This window comes from Streptomyces sp. SM11, from assembly GCF_002910905.1.
In the GTDB taxonomy this organism is placed as follows: Bacteria; Actinomycetota; Actinomycetes; order Streptomycetales; family Streptomycetaceae; genus Streptomyces.
Window position 1 is genome coordinate 1 of record NZ_NEUE01000083.1, and the last position, 16,983, is coordinate 16,983.

The 16,983-nt window shown below is 71.3% G+C and carries 13 protein-coding genes and 2 pseudogenes; 5 read left to right on the plus strand and 10 right to left on the minus strand.

The window, feature by feature from the left end; all coding sequences use genetic code 11:
• The 4 genes from B9S58_RS05235 to B9S58_RS37285 all read right to left on the minus strand — a co-directional run.
• Positions 1-3,632: amino acid adenylation domain-containing protein (locus B9S58_RS05235; RefSeq protein WP_103530957.1), on the minus strand; the 3,632-nt coding region annotated here is incomplete at its 3' end.
• Positions 3,633-3,634: 2 nt separating this feature from the next.
• Positions 3,635-4,876 (minus strand): aromatic ring-hydroxylating dioxygenase subunit alpha, encoded by a 1,242-nt coding sequence (locus B9S58_RS05240; RefSeq protein WP_258044192.1) that lies wholly within the window; start codon positions 4,874-4,876, stop codon positions 3,635-3,637.
• Between the two features lie 399 nt (positions 4,877-5,275).
• The gene (locus B9S58_RS05245) at positions 5,276-6,520 is read right to left on the minus strand and encodes an NAD(P)/FAD-dependent oxidoreductase (RefSeq protein WP_103530958.1); all 1,245 of its coding nucleotides are present in this window, start codon (positions 6,518-6,520) and stop codon (positions 5,276-5,278) included.
• Positions 6,521-7,067: 547 nt separating this feature from the next.
• Complete coding sequence (locus tag B9S58_RS37285; protein ID WP_258044193.1) at positions 7,068-7,451, minus strand: DNA repair ATPase; 384 nt, start codon at positions 7,449-7,451, stop codon at positions 7,068-7,070.
• A gap of 137 nt (positions 7,452-7,588) precedes the next feature.
• Here B9S58_RS37285 and B9S58_RS05255 point away from each other — a divergent pair, with 137 nt between their 5' ends.
• Positions 7,589-7,729: a hypothetical protein gene (locus tag B9S58_RS05255; protein WP_258044194.1), complete on the plus strand. Its 141-nt coding sequence runs from the start codon at positions 7,589-7,591 to the stop codon at positions 7,727-7,729.
• A gap of 74 nt (positions 7,730-7,803) precedes the next feature.
• Positions 7,804-8,780 (plus strand): annotated as a pseudogene (locus tag B9S58_RS05260) (SulP family inorganic anion transporter); the annotation flags it as partial.
• Between the two features lie 45 nt (positions 8,781-8,825).
• Here B9S58_RS05260 and B9S58_RS05265 read toward each other — a convergent pair.
• From B9S58_RS05265 to B9S58_RS05280, 4 genes and pseudogenes are all read right to left on the minus strand, one after another.
• Positions 8,826-8,957, minus strand: a pseudogene (locus B9S58_RS05265) (IS5/IS1182 family transposase); the annotation flags it as partial.
• 108 nt (positions 8,958-9,065) lie between these two features.
• Entirely contained in the window at positions 9,066-9,512 is a 447-nt protein-coding gene (locus B9S58_RS05270; RefSeq protein ID WP_103530960.1) for a TetR/AcrR family transcriptional regulator, read from the minus strand.
• A gap of 410 nt (positions 9,513-9,922) precedes the next feature.
• Positions 9,923-10,858, minus strand: coding sequence for an AraC family transcriptional regulator (locus B9S58_RS05275; RefSeq protein WP_103530961.1), 936 nt, complete (start codon positions 10,856-10,858; stop codon positions 9,923-9,925).
• Positions 10,859-10,940: 82 nt separating this feature from the next.
• Positions 10,941-11,867 carry an NADP-dependent oxidoreductase gene (locus B9S58_RS05280; RefSeq protein WP_103530962.1) on the minus strand — a complete coding sequence of 309 codons (927 nt, stop codon included), beginning with the start codon at positions 11,865-11,867 and terminating at the stop codon, positions 10,941-10,943.
• A gap of 1,393 nt (positions 11,868-13,260) precedes the next feature.
• On the opposite strand from B9S58_RS05280, the gene B9S58_RS05285 reads away from it, so the two are divergent.
• A complete protein-coding gene (locus B9S58_RS05285) occupies positions 13,261-13,731 on the plus strand; it encodes a Rieske (2Fe-2S) protein (protein WP_103530967.1) in 471 nt (156 codons plus the stop codon).
• A gap of 9 nt (positions 13,732-13,740) precedes the next feature.
• Here B9S58_RS05285 and B9S58_RS05290 read toward each other — a convergent pair whose 3' ends face one another.
• The gene (locus B9S58_RS05290) at positions 13,741-14,421 is read right to left on the minus strand and encodes a cysteine hydrolase (protein WP_103530963.1); all 681 of its coding nucleotides are present in this window, start codon (positions 14,419-14,421) and stop codon (positions 13,741-13,743) included.
• Between the two features lie 149 nt (positions 14,422-14,570).
• Between B9S58_RS05290 and B9S58_RS05295 the strand changes: the two genes are divergently transcribed.
• Positions 14,571-15,041, plus strand: coding sequence for a pyridoxamine 5'-phosphate oxidase family protein (locus B9S58_RS05295; protein ID WP_103530964.1), 471 nt, complete (start codon positions 14,571-14,573; stop codon positions 15,039-15,041).
• Here B9S58_RS05295 and B9S58_RS05300 read toward each other — a convergent pair.
• A complete protein-coding gene (locus B9S58_RS05300; protein WP_103530965.1) occupies positions 15,034-15,966 on the minus strand; it encodes a LysR family transcriptional regulator in 933 nt (310 codons plus the stop codon). The two genes, B9S58_RS05295 and B9S58_RS05300, sit on opposite strands and share 8 nt — an antisense overlap.
• 74 nt (positions 15,967-16,040) lie before the next feature.
• Here B9S58_RS05300 and B9S58_RS05305 point away from each other — a divergent pair.
• The coding region (locus tag B9S58_RS05305; RefSeq protein ID WP_103530968.1) for a DMT family transporter at positions 16,041-16,983 on the plus strand (943 nt) is incomplete at its 3' end.

Below are 16,983 nucleotides of genomic sequence, written 5' to 3' on the forward strand. Positions count from 1 at the left end.
ACGGGGGTGGCCGACGCGAACGCGGTGGGCGTGGTCCGGGCGGGCGCGGCGGCGGTCCCGGCGGCGACGGGCGCAGTCTCGACGGCCGTCTCCGTCTCCTGGTCGCGCAGGGGCACGACGCCCTCGGCGCCCAGGAGGCGGGCCAGCTTCACCGGGGTTCCCGAGGCGAAGATGGCGGGGGCGGTGACGGAGGCGCCCAGCTCGTCGCCGAGGCGCACGGCGGCGACGGTGACGTTCACCGATTCGCCGCCCAGGTCGAAGAAGTTGGCGTGGACGTCGAAGCCGGGGTGGTCCAGCGTGGCCGCGAAGACCCGCGCGATGGACCGCGCCAGCGCCTCCTCCGTCATACCGGTTCCGGCGGACTCGGTGGCTCCGCCGGACTCGGTGGTGGCTTCGGCCACCGGCGCGGCGGCCAGCTCCGCGATCGTCGCGAGCTCCGGTGCCGCCGCCGTCTCCGGCGCGGACTCGGGGCCCGCCTCGGGCACAGCACCGGACTCCGGCTCCTCACCCGAGCGCAGGATGGTGTCGCGCGTGGGCAGCGGGAGCTTGGCGCGGGCCACCTTGCCGTTGTTGGTGAGCGGCAGGACGTCGAGGTCCACATAGGCGTCCGGCACCATGTAGGCGGGCAGGGCGGCGCCGACCAGGGCGTCGAGCCGCGACTTGACCGGCATGGCGTCGCCCACCAGGTAGGCGGTGAGCCTCGGTTCGCCGCGGCCCTCGAAGCGCGCCGCGACGACGAAGGCGGCCGTGACGCCGTCGATCCGCTCCAGCACCCGCTCGATCTCGGCGGGCTCGATGCGGTGGCCCCGCACCTTGACCTGGGCGTCGGTGCGGCCGAGCCACTCGACCGCGCCGTCCGCGTGCAGGCGGACCTCGTCCCCGGTGCGATAGAGCCGCGTCCCGGTGGCGGGGTGGTCGACGAAGACCTCCCGCGTCAGGTCGGGCCGTCCGGCGTAGCCGCGGGCCAGCCCGGTACCGGAGAGGTACAGCTCGCCGGTGCTCCCGGCCGCGCACGCGTTCAGCTCCTCGTCGAGGACGTGGAGCTCCATGTGCGGGAGGGGATCGCCGAGCGGGAGGAAGGTGCCGACCGACTCGACCTGGTGGGCCGCGGCCCAGATCGTCGCCTCGGTGGGGCCGTACAGGTTCCACAGGGCGCGCGCGGGCTCGTGCAGCCGCTCGGCGGTGGCGGGCGACAGCGCCTCGCCGCCAGAGAGGACGGTAAGCGAGGCGTGCGGGGTCCAGCCGGTGCCCAGCAGCAGGCGCCACAGGCTCGGCGTGGCTTGGGCCACGGAGACCCGGCTCGCCAGCTCGACCAGCCGGTACGGGTCGGCCGCGGTCTCGCGGGAGGCGAGGACGACCGTCGCGCCGACGGTGAGCGGCAGGAGCAGTTCCAGCAGGGAGATGTCGAAGGCGACCGTGGTGTGGGCGAGGAGGGTGTCGTCCGCCGTGACGCCCACGCGTCCGCCGATGCCAGTGAGGAAGTCGGCGAGCGCCCCGTGTCCGATCTCGACGCCCTTCGGGTCGCCGGTCGAGCCGCTGGTGAAGAGGGTGTACGCCAGGTCGGCGGCGGTCACGCGCGGGGGTACGGCCTGGGCCGCCCCGTCCGGCTCGGGCACCCGCCGCGCGGGGCCCAGGGACGCGCCCAGGTCGTGGGTGCGGGCGTCGGTGAGGATGAGCTCGCAGTCCGAGACGTCCACGTACCGCCGCAGCCGGTCCACGGGGTAGCCCGGGTCCAGCGGCAGGAAGGACGCGCCGACGCGCAGGATGCCGAGCATGGCGGGGAGCAGCGCGATGTCGCGCTCCAGCAGGACGCCGACCACCGAGCCGCGCTCGATGCCCTCGTCGTGCAAGCGGGCCGCGACTGCGTCCGCCCAGCCGTCGAGTCCGGCGTAGTCGAGCGTGTGGTTCCCGGCGCGGACGGCGACGGCTCCGGGCCGCTCGGCGGCCGCGGCGGCGAAGAGGTCCAGTACAGTCGGGCCGCCGGTCTCCTCGACAAGCTCCCCGGCGGTCCCCGCGCCGGAGTCGGCGGCCTCGGCGGAGGCGGTGGACTCCGTCGGCGGCTCGTCGCCCTGGAGCAGCGCCACCATGGCCAGGTCCTCGACGCGCTCGACGAAGTCCAGCGCCTCGTCCTCGCCCATGGCAGTCTCCCGCACGAAGATCGTGGGCGGGCCGTCGGTCAGGTACAGCAGGGCGATCTCGGTGTGGGGGTCGGCGGACGCCTCCTCGCCCGGGGCGCGCTCCAGCACCATGACGCGGGTGAAGCTCGGCTCGTCGGCGCCGAGCGGCCGTCCGGCCAGCCCGAGGCGGACCTCGAGGTCGCCGGTGTAGCCGTGGCAGGCGGCGGCCTCGTCGAGCCGCTCCCGCAGGGTGCGGGCGGTCCCGCCGTCGTAGCGGACGGGGAAGCGGGCGGCCGTCAGCCCGTGGGTGCGCTCCGCGAGGACGCGGGCGCAGGACGGGGACCAGGCGAAGTCGAAGACCTCCTCGCCGACGCGCTCGGCGACGGCCGCGAGGAAGGCACGGAAGACGGCAACGCTCTCCTCGCGCGAGGCGGGGACGTACGCCAGTTCGTAGTGCCCGTAGTGGGCGGTGGCCGCGGAGAAGTCGTCGGCGGCCAGCGGGGCGGGCCGCACGTCCTCCAGGCGGGCGCGCCACCGCGGCTCGTGGGGGCGCAGGAGCTTCTGGGCGTCGGCGATGCCGGCCAGCCGCTCCTCCGAGACGGCCGGAAGCGGGGCGCCGGGGGCGATGCCGAGCCGCTGGGCGGCGGCCTGGCCGCTGAGCGTGCTGCCGTCGACGGCCCGCCAGTCGCTGAGGACGAGGTCGGCGTCGGGGGCGGCCAGGGTGATGGCCGTGGTGGTAACGGACAGCACCGTGGTCTCGGTGCGGGTCTCGTCACGCGGGATCAGCCGGGCCTGGCGGGTGTAGACGGCGCCCTGCTCGGTGACGAGGGCGGGCACGCCGAGAGGGTTGGGGAAGGAGCCGTAGTCGAGGGCCCGCACGAGCCGTACGGCCTCGGCGGCGGTGGTGCCGGCGTGGATGACGCCGCCGCCCGCCATGCGCGCGGACCGGCGGTAGAAGCGGCGCTCGCGGCCGCTGGTGTCGAGGACCTCAGGGAGGTTACGCCGGGCGACGTGCGGGACGAGGTCGGCGAACAGCTCGATGCCCGTCTCGGCCGCTTCGTAGGTGAGGGAGAGGGCGGTGGCGTGGGCGCGGACCGGGAACCAGCGCTCCAGGAGCACGCCGCCGGCGTCGACGGCCTCGGTCATCAGGTGCCAGGTGGCCGCGTGGCGCGGCACGCCCTCGTACAGGGCCCAGGCCGGGACGTGGCTGCCGGAGTAGCGGGGCAGCGGGCCGTCGTGGAAGTTGATCGCGGCGATCTTCGGAAGGCCGAGCACGGCTCCGGGCAGGATTCGGAAGTTGACCATGCTGAACAGGTAGTCGAACGGCCGCTCCGACAGGAGCGCCGTCAGGTCCCCGGCCGGGTCGTGCACGGGCACGTCGTGGGCGCCGGCCCAGGCGACGACGGCGGGGTCGTCGCTGAGGACGCCCTCGATCGTCACATCGGCGTCCAGGAGCCGCGCGCCGCACTGGATAAGGACGCGGGTGCCACCGATCAGGTAGCAGTTGGCCTTCATGCTCACCGCTCCGCCTTTCCGTGTCCGGCGGCCTTGCCGCCGTCCTCGGCGGCGGAGGCCTCGGAGTCGGCGGGTTCGGCGGCCGGGGCGTCCGCGGCCCCGCCCTCGGCGGTTTCGCGCGCGACCCAGGCGTCGATCTGGGCCACGACCTCCTCGTCGTAGGAGAGCTGGCCGGGGGTCCACAGCGGGTTGGAGAGGCCGCGGTGGGTCCGCTCGCACATCTCCCAGTCCTCGTAGTTGGCCTTGTCCCACAGCGCGAAGACGTCCTCGTGCGAGAAGTCGCTCTTGGCGGTCTCGGTGGGGTGGAACAGCCAGAAGTGGCGGACGAAGCAGGTGCCGGGGCTCTCCGGCCAGACCCACTGCATCATCACGTAGTCGGCCGTGAACCCGAAGAGCAGGTTGGGCAGGATGGTGATCCAGTTGATCTTCTGGAGGTCGCCCTCGGGGACGTTCGGCATCGGCGTGCGGGGGCTGCGGCCCGACACGGAGACGGAGTTGTAGCCGGTGCGGATCGACTGCCAGGCGCCGACGATGTCGCCCTCGAGGTCGTAGGTGCCCGCGTCGTCGAAGTCGGTGATGCGGTGCAGGTCCTTGTGGGCGGTGGGGAAGTGCAGGCTCTCGTTCACGTTGTGCGCGACGAGCTTCCAGTTCGAGGCGACCGGGTAGTCCTTGGCCTCGACGCACTCCAAGTCGGCGAGGTCGTAGACTTCGGCGAACGCGCCGAACTCGCCCAGCGACTCGTCGAGGCCCGGGGCGTCGTCGGAGAGCGCCACGAAGACCACGCCGAAGCGGACCTCGGTCCGCACGGGCAGCAGGCCGTTCTTCTCCTTGTCGAAGAAGTGGTCCATGTAGGTGCCGTTGAGGCTCTTGAGCTTGCCGTTCCGGTCGTAGACCCAGCAGTGGTAGAGGCAGACGAGGCTCTGGCGCTTGCCGGTGGCCTCCTCGACCAGCTTGTAGCCGCGGTGCCGGCAGTAGTTGTGGTAGCCCTGGATGCCGTTGTCGCCGTGGATCAGCAGGATGGACCCGGAGCCGATGTTGAGGGTGCTGTAGGCGCCCTTCTCCTTCAGGCGGGAGACGTGGTCGACCGGGAGCCAGCGCCGGCCGTAGATGCGGGACATCTCCCGGCGGAACTGCTCCTCGCCCGTGTAGAACTCGTGCGACCTGCCGATGCCGCCGGTCTCGAAGTAGGGCCTGTCCTCATCCTGGTCACTGATGAGATCGAACATGCTGGACGCACGCGTCATCTGCGGGTCTCCCTCGAACGAAGCGCATGGAGTTCCGTGCCGGCGTTGGGGCGGTCCGGGGCCTGCGGACAGGCCGCACCGGGCCCCGGCGCGTCGGGACGGCGGGGTGACTGGGGTGCTCTGGGGGGGGGAGGGTGTGCGGATCCGGGCGGGCCTGGCGCGCCGGTGTGCGGGAGCGGACCGGACGCCGGTGCCCCCGGGCGGGGGGGGCTGGCGTCCGGGACGGTCGTCCCGCCACAGGGGCGAGGAGGGGGGCGGCGTGGGAGGGGGCCGCGGCGCACATGGGGTGGCGCGAGGCACTGGCGCGAGCGCCCGGAAAGGCGGGGCTCGGCGCACGGTGCTCGGCGGAGGGGGTACAGGGCCGGGGGCCGGGGGCTCCGGAGGGGGCCGCGGGGGGCGTCAGGCGGCGGGGTCGTAGATCCGCTCGTCCTGCGGCACACCGGCGTCGTCGTAGAGCCGCTCCAGGGCGTCCGGCGCGTAGATCTCGTAGTCGGGGACGACGCCGCCGATCAGGCCGAGCATCTTGTTCGTCCACTCCTGGGACTTGCTCATCGCGCTCATCGTCGCCTTGAAGAACGGGGGCAGTTCGGTGAGCTCGCCCAGCGTCGTGGTGAAGTCGTAGACGCCGGTGCTCTCCTCGTCGCGCAGCTTGTTGTACTCGGTCAGCGCCTCCTCCATGGGACGCTCGCCCGCGAGGCCCTGGTGGATGCGCTCGGCGAGCAGCTCGCCGTGCACGAACGAGTCCGTGATGCCCCAGCCGGTGTAGGGGTCCTTGTGGTAGCCGGCGTCACCGACCAGCGCCCAGCCGGGGCCGTACGCGCGGCGGTAGTAGTTGTCCGGGTAGCGCATGGGGCGGAAGTCCTCCGCGCGCCGGCCCATGTCGCGGAACTGCTCGCCCATCTCCGGGGACACGTCGTCGATGACGGCCTGGAAGTTGGTCTCGACGTCCTGGCGGAACTCCTTGAGGTACCGCTTGGTGCAGATGGTGGCCACCATGGTGAGGCCGTCGTTGGTCGGCCAGGTGCCGAACCACTTCTCGTTCATGCCGTTCTTGTGGTGCAGTCCCCACGACTCGAGACCGGCGTAGTACGAGTAGTAGATGAAACCGGCGGCGGGGCGCACGTTGTACAGCTCCGCGCCCACCTTCTTGGCGACGGTGGAGTGGAAGCCGTCGGCGCCGACGACGATCGTGGCGCGGAACTCGCGCTCGGGGCCGTCCCCCTCACGTCCGCGGATGCCCGTGACACGGCCGTCGGATACCACCACGTCGGTGACGGTGAAGTTCTCCACGACCTCGGCGCCGGCCCGGCGGGCGGCGTTGACGAGTATCTCGTCCAGCACGGTGCGGCGCGGGCAGTAGACGGCGTCGACGCCGTCGACGGGGTCCGCGAAGCCGTTGAGTTCGATGCCCCGGTACCCGTAGTGCATCTTGCGGAGCGGGGGCGTCTTGGCCGCGATGACCTCGTCGAGCAGGCCCCACTCCTTGAGGCGCAGCAGACCCGCCTGGTGGATGTAGTGCGTCGACACCGAGTCGCTCGGGAAGGAGGCCCTGTCCACCACGAGAACGCGGTGCCCTTGACGGGCCAGATGCATGGCCAGTGGCGCCCCAGCGCAACGGCCGCCAACAACAACGACATCGTACATACGAAGTCCCCCCGGACTGGGTCGGTTTCAGGACCTGACGGACTATCAGCCCTGCGGTGCAAGCGTGGTACGGAGGCTATGGGGGGGGAATGATCTAGGTCAAGCGTCGACCATGGAGGAGCATGCGCAGTAGCGCAGATTCCTCCACCCGGACGGCTCATTCCGACCCGTCGGCGGGGGGCATGTCCGGCATGCCATGCGAATTCATTCAAGAATGTGATGCACACCACACCTCGACCGAAGGTCAAGAACAAGCCATTCATAGCGTGAACTAGTGCAAGCCTAAAGAAGTTCTTCCACTCTCGGGCGACAAGGATTGCGCCAATCGAAAGGGTCGGTCTACCTATCGGTAACCCATGGAGGAGACACCCATGGCGGCCGACACGGCGAAAGGGCACGCTTCCCGGCGCGCCGAGAAGCGGCACCGCGAGCGGCGGCGGCACACGCCGCCCCAACGGCCGTGCCGGCATGGAGCCGAGGGCCGGCGGGCCGGGGTGGCCGGGGTGGCCGGACCACTACGACTGACACTCCGTCAGCGCGATAGCTCTCAGTCGACGTCCTGGCCGGGAGGCGTGACGAGGTCCCCCTCCCCCAGCGCGTCGAGGAACCGGCACGTGCCCGACGGGCCGGTGGCCCAGCGCAGGACCCGCAAGTCGTCGGCGCTCTCGCCGGTGCGGAAGACGGCGAGCAGGCGGGCCTCGGTGCGGCGCAGCGCTATCAACCGGGCGCCGCGGAAGTAGCGGTGCAGGGCGGTGAACTCGCGGACCAAGGCCGGGGCGTCGACCAGGCCGGGGACGGCGTCCGCGGGCAGTGGGACGAGGTCGCGGTCGCACAGGGCGAGGACCTCGGCGACGCGCGGCTCGGTGTCCTGCGCGGCGGGACGGGTGCGGCCGAAGAGCAGCCGGCCGCCACGACGTCGGTGAGGACGCACGGGTCCCCGGTCCTGGCCTGCCCTGTCCCTGTGAGCTTCAGCTCCCCCGTGCCGAACTCGCCAGTACGGCCGCGTTCAGCGCCTCGGCCCGTGCGGCCAGCTCCGCCGCCTGCGCGGCGAGCCGGGTCGTCGCGCAGATGCAGAGGCTCCGCGACTACCCCTGCGGGAGCGAGGCCGTCCGCGAGGGTCGGCTCGGCCTGCACGCCTGGTACTACGAGGTCCACACCGGCGCCGTCCAGGCCCACCAGATCGCCACGGGTACCTTCTCCTCGCTGTAGACGGCAGTGCCGGTGCGTGCGGTCCCGCCGCCGCCCTCGGCTGCCACTCCCCCCACCCCCAGGAGCTGAAGTCAATGAAGACCTCTCCACGTCTCCGGTTACGGCCGGACGTCCTCTCCCGCGACCTGCTCGCATCGGTCGTGGTGTTCCTCGTCGCCGTCCCCCTGTGCGTCGGCATCGCCGTAGCCTCCGGTGTCCCCGCCGAACTGGGTCTGGTCACGGGAATCGTCGGCATCGGCATCGGCCTGATCGGCAGCCAGCTCTACGCTCTGGCGGGAGCCGAGGCGCACGGAAACGGTCTCGACAACCTGGCCGGTCTTCCGGAGCTGCTCACGAGGAGTGTGTCCGGAGCCCCGGCGCTGTCCTCCTGTGCGATCGATGTCGGGGCCATCGCCGTGCTCATCCTGTGGAAGCGGCTTCCCGGACGCCTGCCCCGGCTGCTTCCCGGACCGCTGGTGGCCGTAGGGCTGGCCATCCTCGCGGTGGCGGTGCTGGACCTGCCCGTCGCCACCATCGAGGTCCGCGGCCTGGTCGACTCCCTGAACCTGACGGGCCTGGACGACATCGGGCTGCTGGCGGATCCCGCGCCACTGAGCGTCGTTCTCGCCTTCACGCTCATCGCCTCCGCGGAGTCCCTCTTCAGCGCCGCCGCCGTGGACCGGATGCACGACGGCCCGCGCTCCCACTACAACAAGGAGCTCATCGCCCAGGGAGCGGGGAACACACTGTGCGGCCTCGTCGGCGCGCTGCCCATGACCGCCGTCATCGTGCGCGCAGCGCCGGCAACGTCCAGGCCGGTGCCCGTACCAAGATATCCAGGATCCTGCACGGAGTGTGGCTGCTGCTGTTCCCCGCCCTCCTCGGCCTGATACCTGTGGCCGCGCTCGCCGGGGTGCTCATCCATGCCGGCGCCAAGCTCGTCCCGGTCAGGATGTTCGGGGTGCTCTGGCACGAACACCGCGGCGAGGCTGTGGTGTTGGCGACGACCGGGCTGGCGATCATCGCCACGGACATGTTCATGGGTGTCCTGGTCGGCATCGAGGCGGCCGTTCCAAGAGGACGTTCCGGTTAAAAACCGAATAGTGCATGGGTTGTGCCAGGTTATGGGTGTTTCGCCGGTTGCTCGTTTCGCGAGGTTCGAGATCATCGCGATGCGGATCATGCTCTCGGAGTGTGCGGGTTTGGTCTCGTAGTCGCGGGCGAGTCGGCGGTGCATCATGATCCATCCGGTTGGGTCGGCCGCGCGGTGAGGTGCTCGCCGTGGACGAGTCCTGTTCCGCGCGGCCTCCCGCCGAACCGGACATGACGGTTTCCCTGTCATCCGGCTCTCCAGTGACTACGGCGTGAGTGTTCTGACCGGCTGTTCCGAGTGGATGCGGTCGTGGCAGACGTCGCAGTCCACGACCGTTTTGCGGCGTCGTTGGAGCATGACGCGTGCCCAGTCGGAAGGCTGCCATCCGGCATGTGCGAGGTCGGCGAGAGCGCGGGCGTGGTGCACTTGCACGTTGCCCTTGCTTCCACAGATTTCGCAGGTGCCCGCAAGGAGTCTCGCGATGAGTGCGGCGCCCCGCAACACCTGCATGATCGCGGCCCGGTGGCGTTCGTCGAGTCGCTGGTAGAGCGCGAGCAGCAGGCCGGGGCGAGTGGCGAAGTGGTCGAATGCGATCGGTCTGCTCACCCCGGCTTCTTCCGCGAGGGTGACCAGCGTCAGGCCGTCGGCGCCCCGAGTGCGCACGATCGCCACGGTTTCGACGTTCCTGACGAGGACGGCTTCTTCCGCCACACCGACACCCGCCTGAACTCCGACGCCCCGGCCGACGTCCCGCGCGAGAGTCGCGCCCTGGGCGGTGTGTATACGCCCACTGCGTGCGACCGGTGGGAGCCGCCCTCGAACCGCTCCGCACCCGCTTCCTCACCGAACACGCCGCCGCGGCCGACGAGCTGCGCAAGACCCTGGTCCCGTCCCTGCGGCAGCGCCGAGGAACGACACGGCGTACGCCTCCCCTTCCCCGCGCTCTGACCATCCCTCACGCTCCCTCCCTGGACGTCCCTGTACGGCTGCGGTGGCAGACCCTCACCGCTGGCGTCGGACCCGTGCCCCGCAGTCAGGAACAACGAACCGGAGCAGAGCGCACCTCATCGCTCAACCGGGCCCGTCCCTGGCGACGGTACTGCCGGCGCGCAGAAACGGGCTCAGGCAGCACGCGACTCGCGGCGGTAACCGCCGGGAGCCCGGCCGTACTCGCGCTTGAAGGCCTTGGCGAAGGCGTACTCGGAGCTGTATCCCGTTCGGGCCGCGACGGTCACGAGCGAAGCTTCGGACTCGCGCAGCAGCTTCGCGGCGGTCGTCATGCGCCAGCGGGTCAGATAGGTCATGGGCGGTTCGCCGACGAAGGCGGTGAACCGGCGCGCGAAGGCCGCTCGGGACAGTCCCACCCGGACGGCCAGCGACTCGACGGTCCATTGAGCGGACGGAGCCTCGTGGATGGCCGCCAGGGCGGGGGCGATAGCGGAGTCGCCGAGTGCCGCGGCCCACCCCTTGGTCTCCGTCGGTGCCTGTTCCTCGATCCAGGCGCGCAGGATGTAGAGGAGCAGCGAGTCGATGAGCGCGGGGACGATGCCGGCCGATCCGATGCGCGGGTTCTCCAGCTCCGTGCCGAGGAGCTGGACGGCCGCGCTCAGCTCGGGGTGTCGGCCGTGGCGGGTGGCGAGATGGACGATCTCGGGGAGCTGGCGCACCAGGGGGTGGGGGCGGCCCTGGTCCAGGTGGTAGTTGCCGCACAGGAGGCTGGTGCCGGGGCCGTCGCCGCCGATCGTGACCGTACCGAGGGGCGAGCCCGGACGGAACTGGTCCGGCCTTTCCACCTCGGCCGGCGTGGAGGGATGGTCGGCGAGGATGTGCCCACGGCCGTCGCGCAGGAAGACCACGTCGCCCGGGCCGAGGGCGACCGGCTTCAGGTGCGGTGCGTCCTCCAGCGGTATCAGCCAGCAGGTTCCGTGGAGGACCACGTGGAAACCGGCGCCGACGACCGGGGGCAGACGCAGTCCCCAGGGCGCGCGGCCGTAGGTGCGTACGGATCTGGGCTGCCCGGTCCGCATCGAGCCCAGTGCCTCGGTCAGAATGTCCAACGCCAGTCCCCGTTCTCCCCGGTCACCCCGGTCACCCCGGTCGCCCCCTGTCGTCGGGCGTCACCCTACGCTCCGTCCGCCGTCAGTCGACGGTGAGGACGACCTTCCCCTGGACCCGGCCGGAACCGACCAGCTCGTGGGCCTTGGCGGCCTCGGCCAGGGGGAACGTCTCCTCGACGTGAGGACGTATGCGTCCGGCGTCCACCAGTTCGGCGATCGCCTCCAGCGAGGCGTAGTCGGGTTCGACGCAGACGCCGGCGAAACGGCGGCCCGCGGCTTCCACGTGAGCGGCGAGCTCCTGGTTCCCGTGCTCCATGATGCTGACGAGCGTGCCTCCGGGGCGCAGGACGGCAAGGGAGCGCACGCCCTCGGAAGAAGAGTCGAAGACGACGTCGGCGCCCGTGACCGCCTCCGTGAAGTCGGTGGCGCGGTAGTCGATGACGTCGTCCGCGCCGAGGCCACGTACGAAGTCGTGCTTGGCGGCACTCGCCATGGCGATCACGTGGGCACCGCGGGCCTTGGCTATCTGGACCGCGAAGTGCCCGACGCCGCCGGCCGCCCGGTGGACCAGCACCCGCTGGCCGGTTCCGAGCGCGGCCGCGTCCACCAGCCCCTGCCAGGCGGTGAGCGCGGCGAGGGGGATGGCCGCGGCGTGCACGTGGTCGAGGGTGGCGGGCTTTCGTGCCACCTGGCGGGAGGGTGCGGCGACGTACTCGGCGTAGCCGGTGGCGGCGCGCGGGAAGAACGGCATGCCGAAGACCTCGTCACCCGGCCTGAACCGGGCACCGGGGCCGGCCTCCTCGACGACGCCCGAGATGTCCCAGCCGACACCGAAGGACGGCTCCCCGAGCAGTGGGTGGGCACCGGACCTGACGGCCACGTCCACCGGGTTCACGGCACTGGCGTGGACGCGGATCAGGACTTCGCCGGCAAGGACGGTGGGACGGTCGGATTCGACGACCTCCAAGACCTCGGGGCCTCCGAAGGACTTCTGGATGACGGCGCGCATGGTGGTCTCCCGTGGTTGTTGCCCGGGAGGGTGGTGTCCCGAGGCTCGGCTTGATGTGCCCAACACTAGGAAGATCGAATGAGCCGTTGAATATCCCTGAATCTTCAGTAGATGTCCGAACGTCTTCCTCTGCTGGAGTCTGGCTCCGAACGCCGCATCAGCCACCATCCGTCATGCGTACGTTCTCGGCCCCTGTGGGCTCCTCGGCCCGCCGGGAGCGGGGTCCCGGGCCGTTCCGCACGTCGCGGCCCTGCGTCGGCCCGGAGGACGACACTTCTCCGCGTAACCCCGCTCCGTTCACTCGGGCGCGATTCTTCAGCCCTGTGCGTCATGTCATTGCCGGGGACCGGACTCCCTTCTCTGTTCGGTTCTCCAGTACAACCTGTCGTTCGGGAACGACGGGCCGGGCTATCTCCTCTACACGCGCGACCGCAACAGCGCGCACCGTGACAACGCCGAGCGCTTCAACCTCAGTTACGGCGACTCCCGCAAGCATCCTCAGTACGGCGGGATCGTCGCGTACGGCGGACTCGTCAGGGACCTGGACATCTACCACAACACGGTGGTGATGAAGTCGTCGGACGGAGCCTCGGAGAACGCTCCCGCCCTGCGTCTCGAAAAGGGGCTGGCCGGTGCCAGGATCCGGAACAACATCTTCGTCACGGACGGCGCGCCCCTCGTGCTGTCGACGAAGGCCTTCACGGCGGACGACGTCACCCTGCAGGGCAACGACTACTTCAGCACGAACAACTGGAAGGTGCGATGGGGCGACGAGAGCTACCCGACGCTCGGTGCCTGGCGCGCCGCGGGCGGACAGGAACGGGACAGCTCCGGTCTCACGGGCACGGACGCCGATCCCTGTCTGGAAAGCACCACGACCCCCGTCACGGAGGTGAAGGGGGCCGCCATGATGGTGCCGGGTTGCTCGGACGCACTGATCAAGGCGGCGCTGAGCCTCGAAGAGATGGGGATCGGTCCGGGACCGGTCGACTACTTCGGGGAGCGGCTCGCCCCGGCAGTCGCTGCCGGAGCGGCTCAGCCCAGGTCGGAGGAGCATGTTCTCGGTGCCACGGCTGCCCACAGCCAGGGTCTCCAGGGGCCGGCGAGGACCCGCGTTCCGGGCGGCCGGAACCGGAACCGGGCACCGGGCACCGGGCACCGGGCACCGGGTGTCCGACGGCCTCCCGGATCAGCCGGTTCCTGCCGGCGCCCGCCTCCCCCTCGATCAGGGCGACCGACGGCGGGGGCCATCGCGTCGAGCAAAGGGCTCCGGCATCCCGGCGTGAACGGCGCCCCGGCATCCCGGCATCCCGGTGTGAACATCCCGGCCCCGGGGCACGTACCTCTGTCCGAAGGCATCAAGACCGGGACACCGACGAAGGGAAATGCCGCGATGAGCGCAACGCAGGAGCGCCGGAGCCTCCTCGGACGCCGCACGGTCGTCGTAGCGGTGGGAGCGGCCGGAGCGGCTGCCGCCCTCACCGCGTGCGGCGGATCAGACAGTTCGGAGGGCTCGGACACGGTCCAGGAGCCCGGGAACGGGGGCGAGAGCAAGGGCGAGGGCAAGGGCGAGGGCGGCGAGGTGCTCGCCGCTGCCTCCGACATTCCGGAGGGCGGCGGGGTGGTCTTCGCCGAGCAGAAGGTCGTGGTGACCCAGCCGCGGCCCGGCGAGTTCAAGGCGTTCTCGTCCACGTGCACCCATCAGGGCTGCGCGGTCAAGGATGTCTCGGCCGGCACGATCACCTGTCCCTGTCACAACTCCACCTTCGACGCCGCCACAGGCAGCCCGACCGGCGGGCCCGCCACCCAGCCGCTGCCCGCCCGCGAGATCACCGTCGAGGGCGATGCGATCAGGCTGGCGTAGGGCCTGTCGTCACACCGCCGTCGCCGCCTGCCCGCGCGGTCGTCTCCAACCGCCGAGGACCGCGTCCGTGGTGGTGACGGTGGCGACCAGGGCGAGCGTGTTGCGGACCATGGCGGGGGTGTAATCGGCGGGCACCCCCGCGATGGCGTCGGCCGGGACAACGGCCGTGTAGCCGAGGTTGACGGCGTCGAAGACGGCGTTGGGAATGGCGATGTTGGCCGATACTCCGGTGACGACGAGGGTGCGGCAGCCGAGGTTGCGCAACAGCGGGTCGACGTCGGTGCCGGCCAGGGGCGAGAGGCCATGCAGCCGGCGGACGACGAGGTCCTCGTCGGCCACCTCGACGGGGGGCGCGACCCGGACGGCGGTGCTGCCGGTGTGCTGCTGGACGGGCAGCCGGGCGGCGGTGCGGAAGAGCCGGGCGTTGTGGTTGCCGCCGCGCCCGTCGGGCCGGCTCTCGGCGACCGCGTGCATCACCTGGATGCCGTTCTCGTGGGCGGCTGCGACGAGCCGGGCGATGTTGGCCAGGGCGCCCGACAAACGGGCGACGGCGGCGAGTTCGGGCAGGGCGCTGTCCGGCCCCACGACGCCCTGCTGGCACTCGACGGTCAGCAGGACGGTGGTGGCGGGGTCGAGCAGCGCGGTGAGCCGCTCCTGCGCTTCCTTCGGCTGTGCTTCCCTCGACGGCACGGGCTCTCCTGCCTTTCCTGGCGGTCCGCCACCCAGGGGCGCGGACTCCTGCGGGTGGACCGGGGCGCGCGAGAGTAGCGGCCATTGCGTCATGGAGGAAGAGGGTCCATGATTTCTGACACCTAGTCAGCTTCCAGGAGAGGGAGGCCATGACCGACACTCAGCGACGAGGCCGCCGGATCATGATGACGCCCGATGAGCGGGACGCCTACCTCGGCGAACAGCGCACCTGCCGGGTGGCCACGCTCGGCTCCGGCGGCGCTCCGCACATCGGTGCGCTGTGGTTCGTCTGGGACGGCGGCTCTCTCTGGCTGTACTCCATCACGCGCAGCCTGCGCTGGTCCCAGCTGCGCGAGGACACCAGGATCGCCGTGGTCGTGGACGACGGCGAGGGGTACGAGGAGCTGCGCGGCGTGGAGCTCACCGGCCGGGCGGAGTTCGTCGGCGAGGCGCCCCGCACGGGCGAGCCCTGCCCCGAGCTCGCCGAGCCGGAGCGGCTGTTCCCGGTGAAGTACTTCGGCATCACGCAGATGCCCCACGACGGACGGCACGCCTGGCTGCGGCTCACCCCGGAGACGATCACCTCCTGGGACTTCCGCAAGCTCGCCGGTCTCACCTGATTCCGGCACACGGGACAACGGCGGCCGCCAGGCCCGCACCCGCCGCCCGGAGCGCCCCCACCGCGGCGCGGACCGACGGGCGGCGGTCCGCATCGGTGCGCCAGACCGCGTGGACGTGCCGCCGCATGGTCTGCCGCACCGGCACCAGACGCACCCCTTCGGGAACCGGGCCGCGCCCCAGCCGGGGAGCCACGCAGACGCCGAATCCCGCTGCGATCAGGGCAAGTTGTGTATGGTGCTCACCGGCCAGATGGGCGATGCGCGGCTCGATGCCCCGGGAGCGCAGGGTGAACATCAGCCACTCGTAACAGAACTCGCCCTCGGGCCAGGACACCCACGGATCGTCCGCGAAGTCCTCCAGCTCCACCTCCTCGCGGTCCGCCAGCGGATGTCCGACCGGCATGGCGATGTCCGGGGCGTCGTCGAGGAGTTCGGCCTTGGTCAGCCCGCCGGGCACGGGCAGCCGCTTGTTGCTCCAGTCCAGCACGACGGCCAGATCGACGTCTCCGCGGAGCACCGCGCGCAGTCCCTGCTCGGGCTCCAGTTCCCGGGTACGAACGGTGAGGTCGGGATGGTCGGCGCGCAGGGAGGTGAGCGTCGCGGGGAACAGCCCGCGGGCCGCGGTCGGGAAGGCGCAGATCCGCACTTCGCCGACGACCTCGCCCCGCTGCGCCTCGATGTCGGACTGGGCGAGCTCCACCTGCGACAGAATCCGTGCGGCGTGGTCCGCGAGCAGCCGGCCGGCGTCGGTGAGGCGGACGCCCCGGCCGTTCTTGGCGAGCAGCCGCTGCCCCACCTCGCGCTCCAGTTTGGCCATCTGCTGGGAGACCGCCGACGTCGTGACGTGCAGCCCGTCGGCCGCCCCGCCCACCGAGCCGTGCCGGGCGAGGGCGTCCAGGGTGCGCAGCCGCTCCAGATTCAACATGTAAGCGATGCTACATGATCAGGTGCAGAAAGATTCCCTTGTTCTACGACGTCATCTTGGTCAAGGTGGACCTCATGAGCGCTCCCTGCGAGCCGAGGGCCACGGCCCCGGCATCAGCACCTCACCCGCCCGTTCCGCCCGCACCACCCGCCCGGCGCCCTGCTCTCGACTGGCGGATCCGGTTCGCGGCGCTCTCGCTCATCTGGGGGTTCAGCTTTCTGCTGATCAAGGTCGGGACCGGGGGCTACGCCCCGTTCCAGGTCACCTTCGGCCGGCTGCTGGCCGGTACGGCGGTGCTGGTCGCCGCCATGGCGATGCGCCGGGAGCGGCTGCCGCGTTCGGCCCGGACCTGGGGGCACCTCACGGTCGCGGCGTTCCTCCTCAACGCGCTGCCGTTCTCGCTCTTCTCCTACGCCGAGCTGACGATCCCCTCGACGCTGGCCGGTATCTGCAACGCGACCTCGCCGCTGTGGGGCATGGCACTCTCGGTGGTCGCCCTGTCGGAGGACCGCCCGACCCGCCGCCGGGTGGCCGGTCTCGGTGTCGGCTTCCTCGGCGTCCTCACGGTGCTGGGCGCCTGGCAGGGCTTCTCCGGCCTGGACCTGCCGGGTACGGGCATGGCGCTGCTCGCCTCGTTCTGCTATCCGGTCGGCTGGATCTACGTCCGCCGCACCCTGGCCGGGACCGGTTCGTCGACGCTGGCGCTGACGGGCAGCCAGCTCTTCCTCGGTACGCTGCAACTGGCCGTGGTGACACCGCTGTTCACCTCGGCACCTACCTCCTTCCCGCTGCTCCCGACGCTCAGTGTCCTCGCCCTGGGCGCGCTGGGCACGGGCCTCGCGGTACTGCTCCAGTACGGCCTGGTCCAGGAGGTCGGTCCGACGACGGCCCAGATGGTCACGTACTTCATCCCGGTGATCGCGACGGCGGCGGGCGTCGCGCTGCTGGGCGAACGGCTGAGCTGGAACACCCCGGTCGGAGCTCTGATCGTCCTCGTCGGCGCGGCCCTCACCCAGA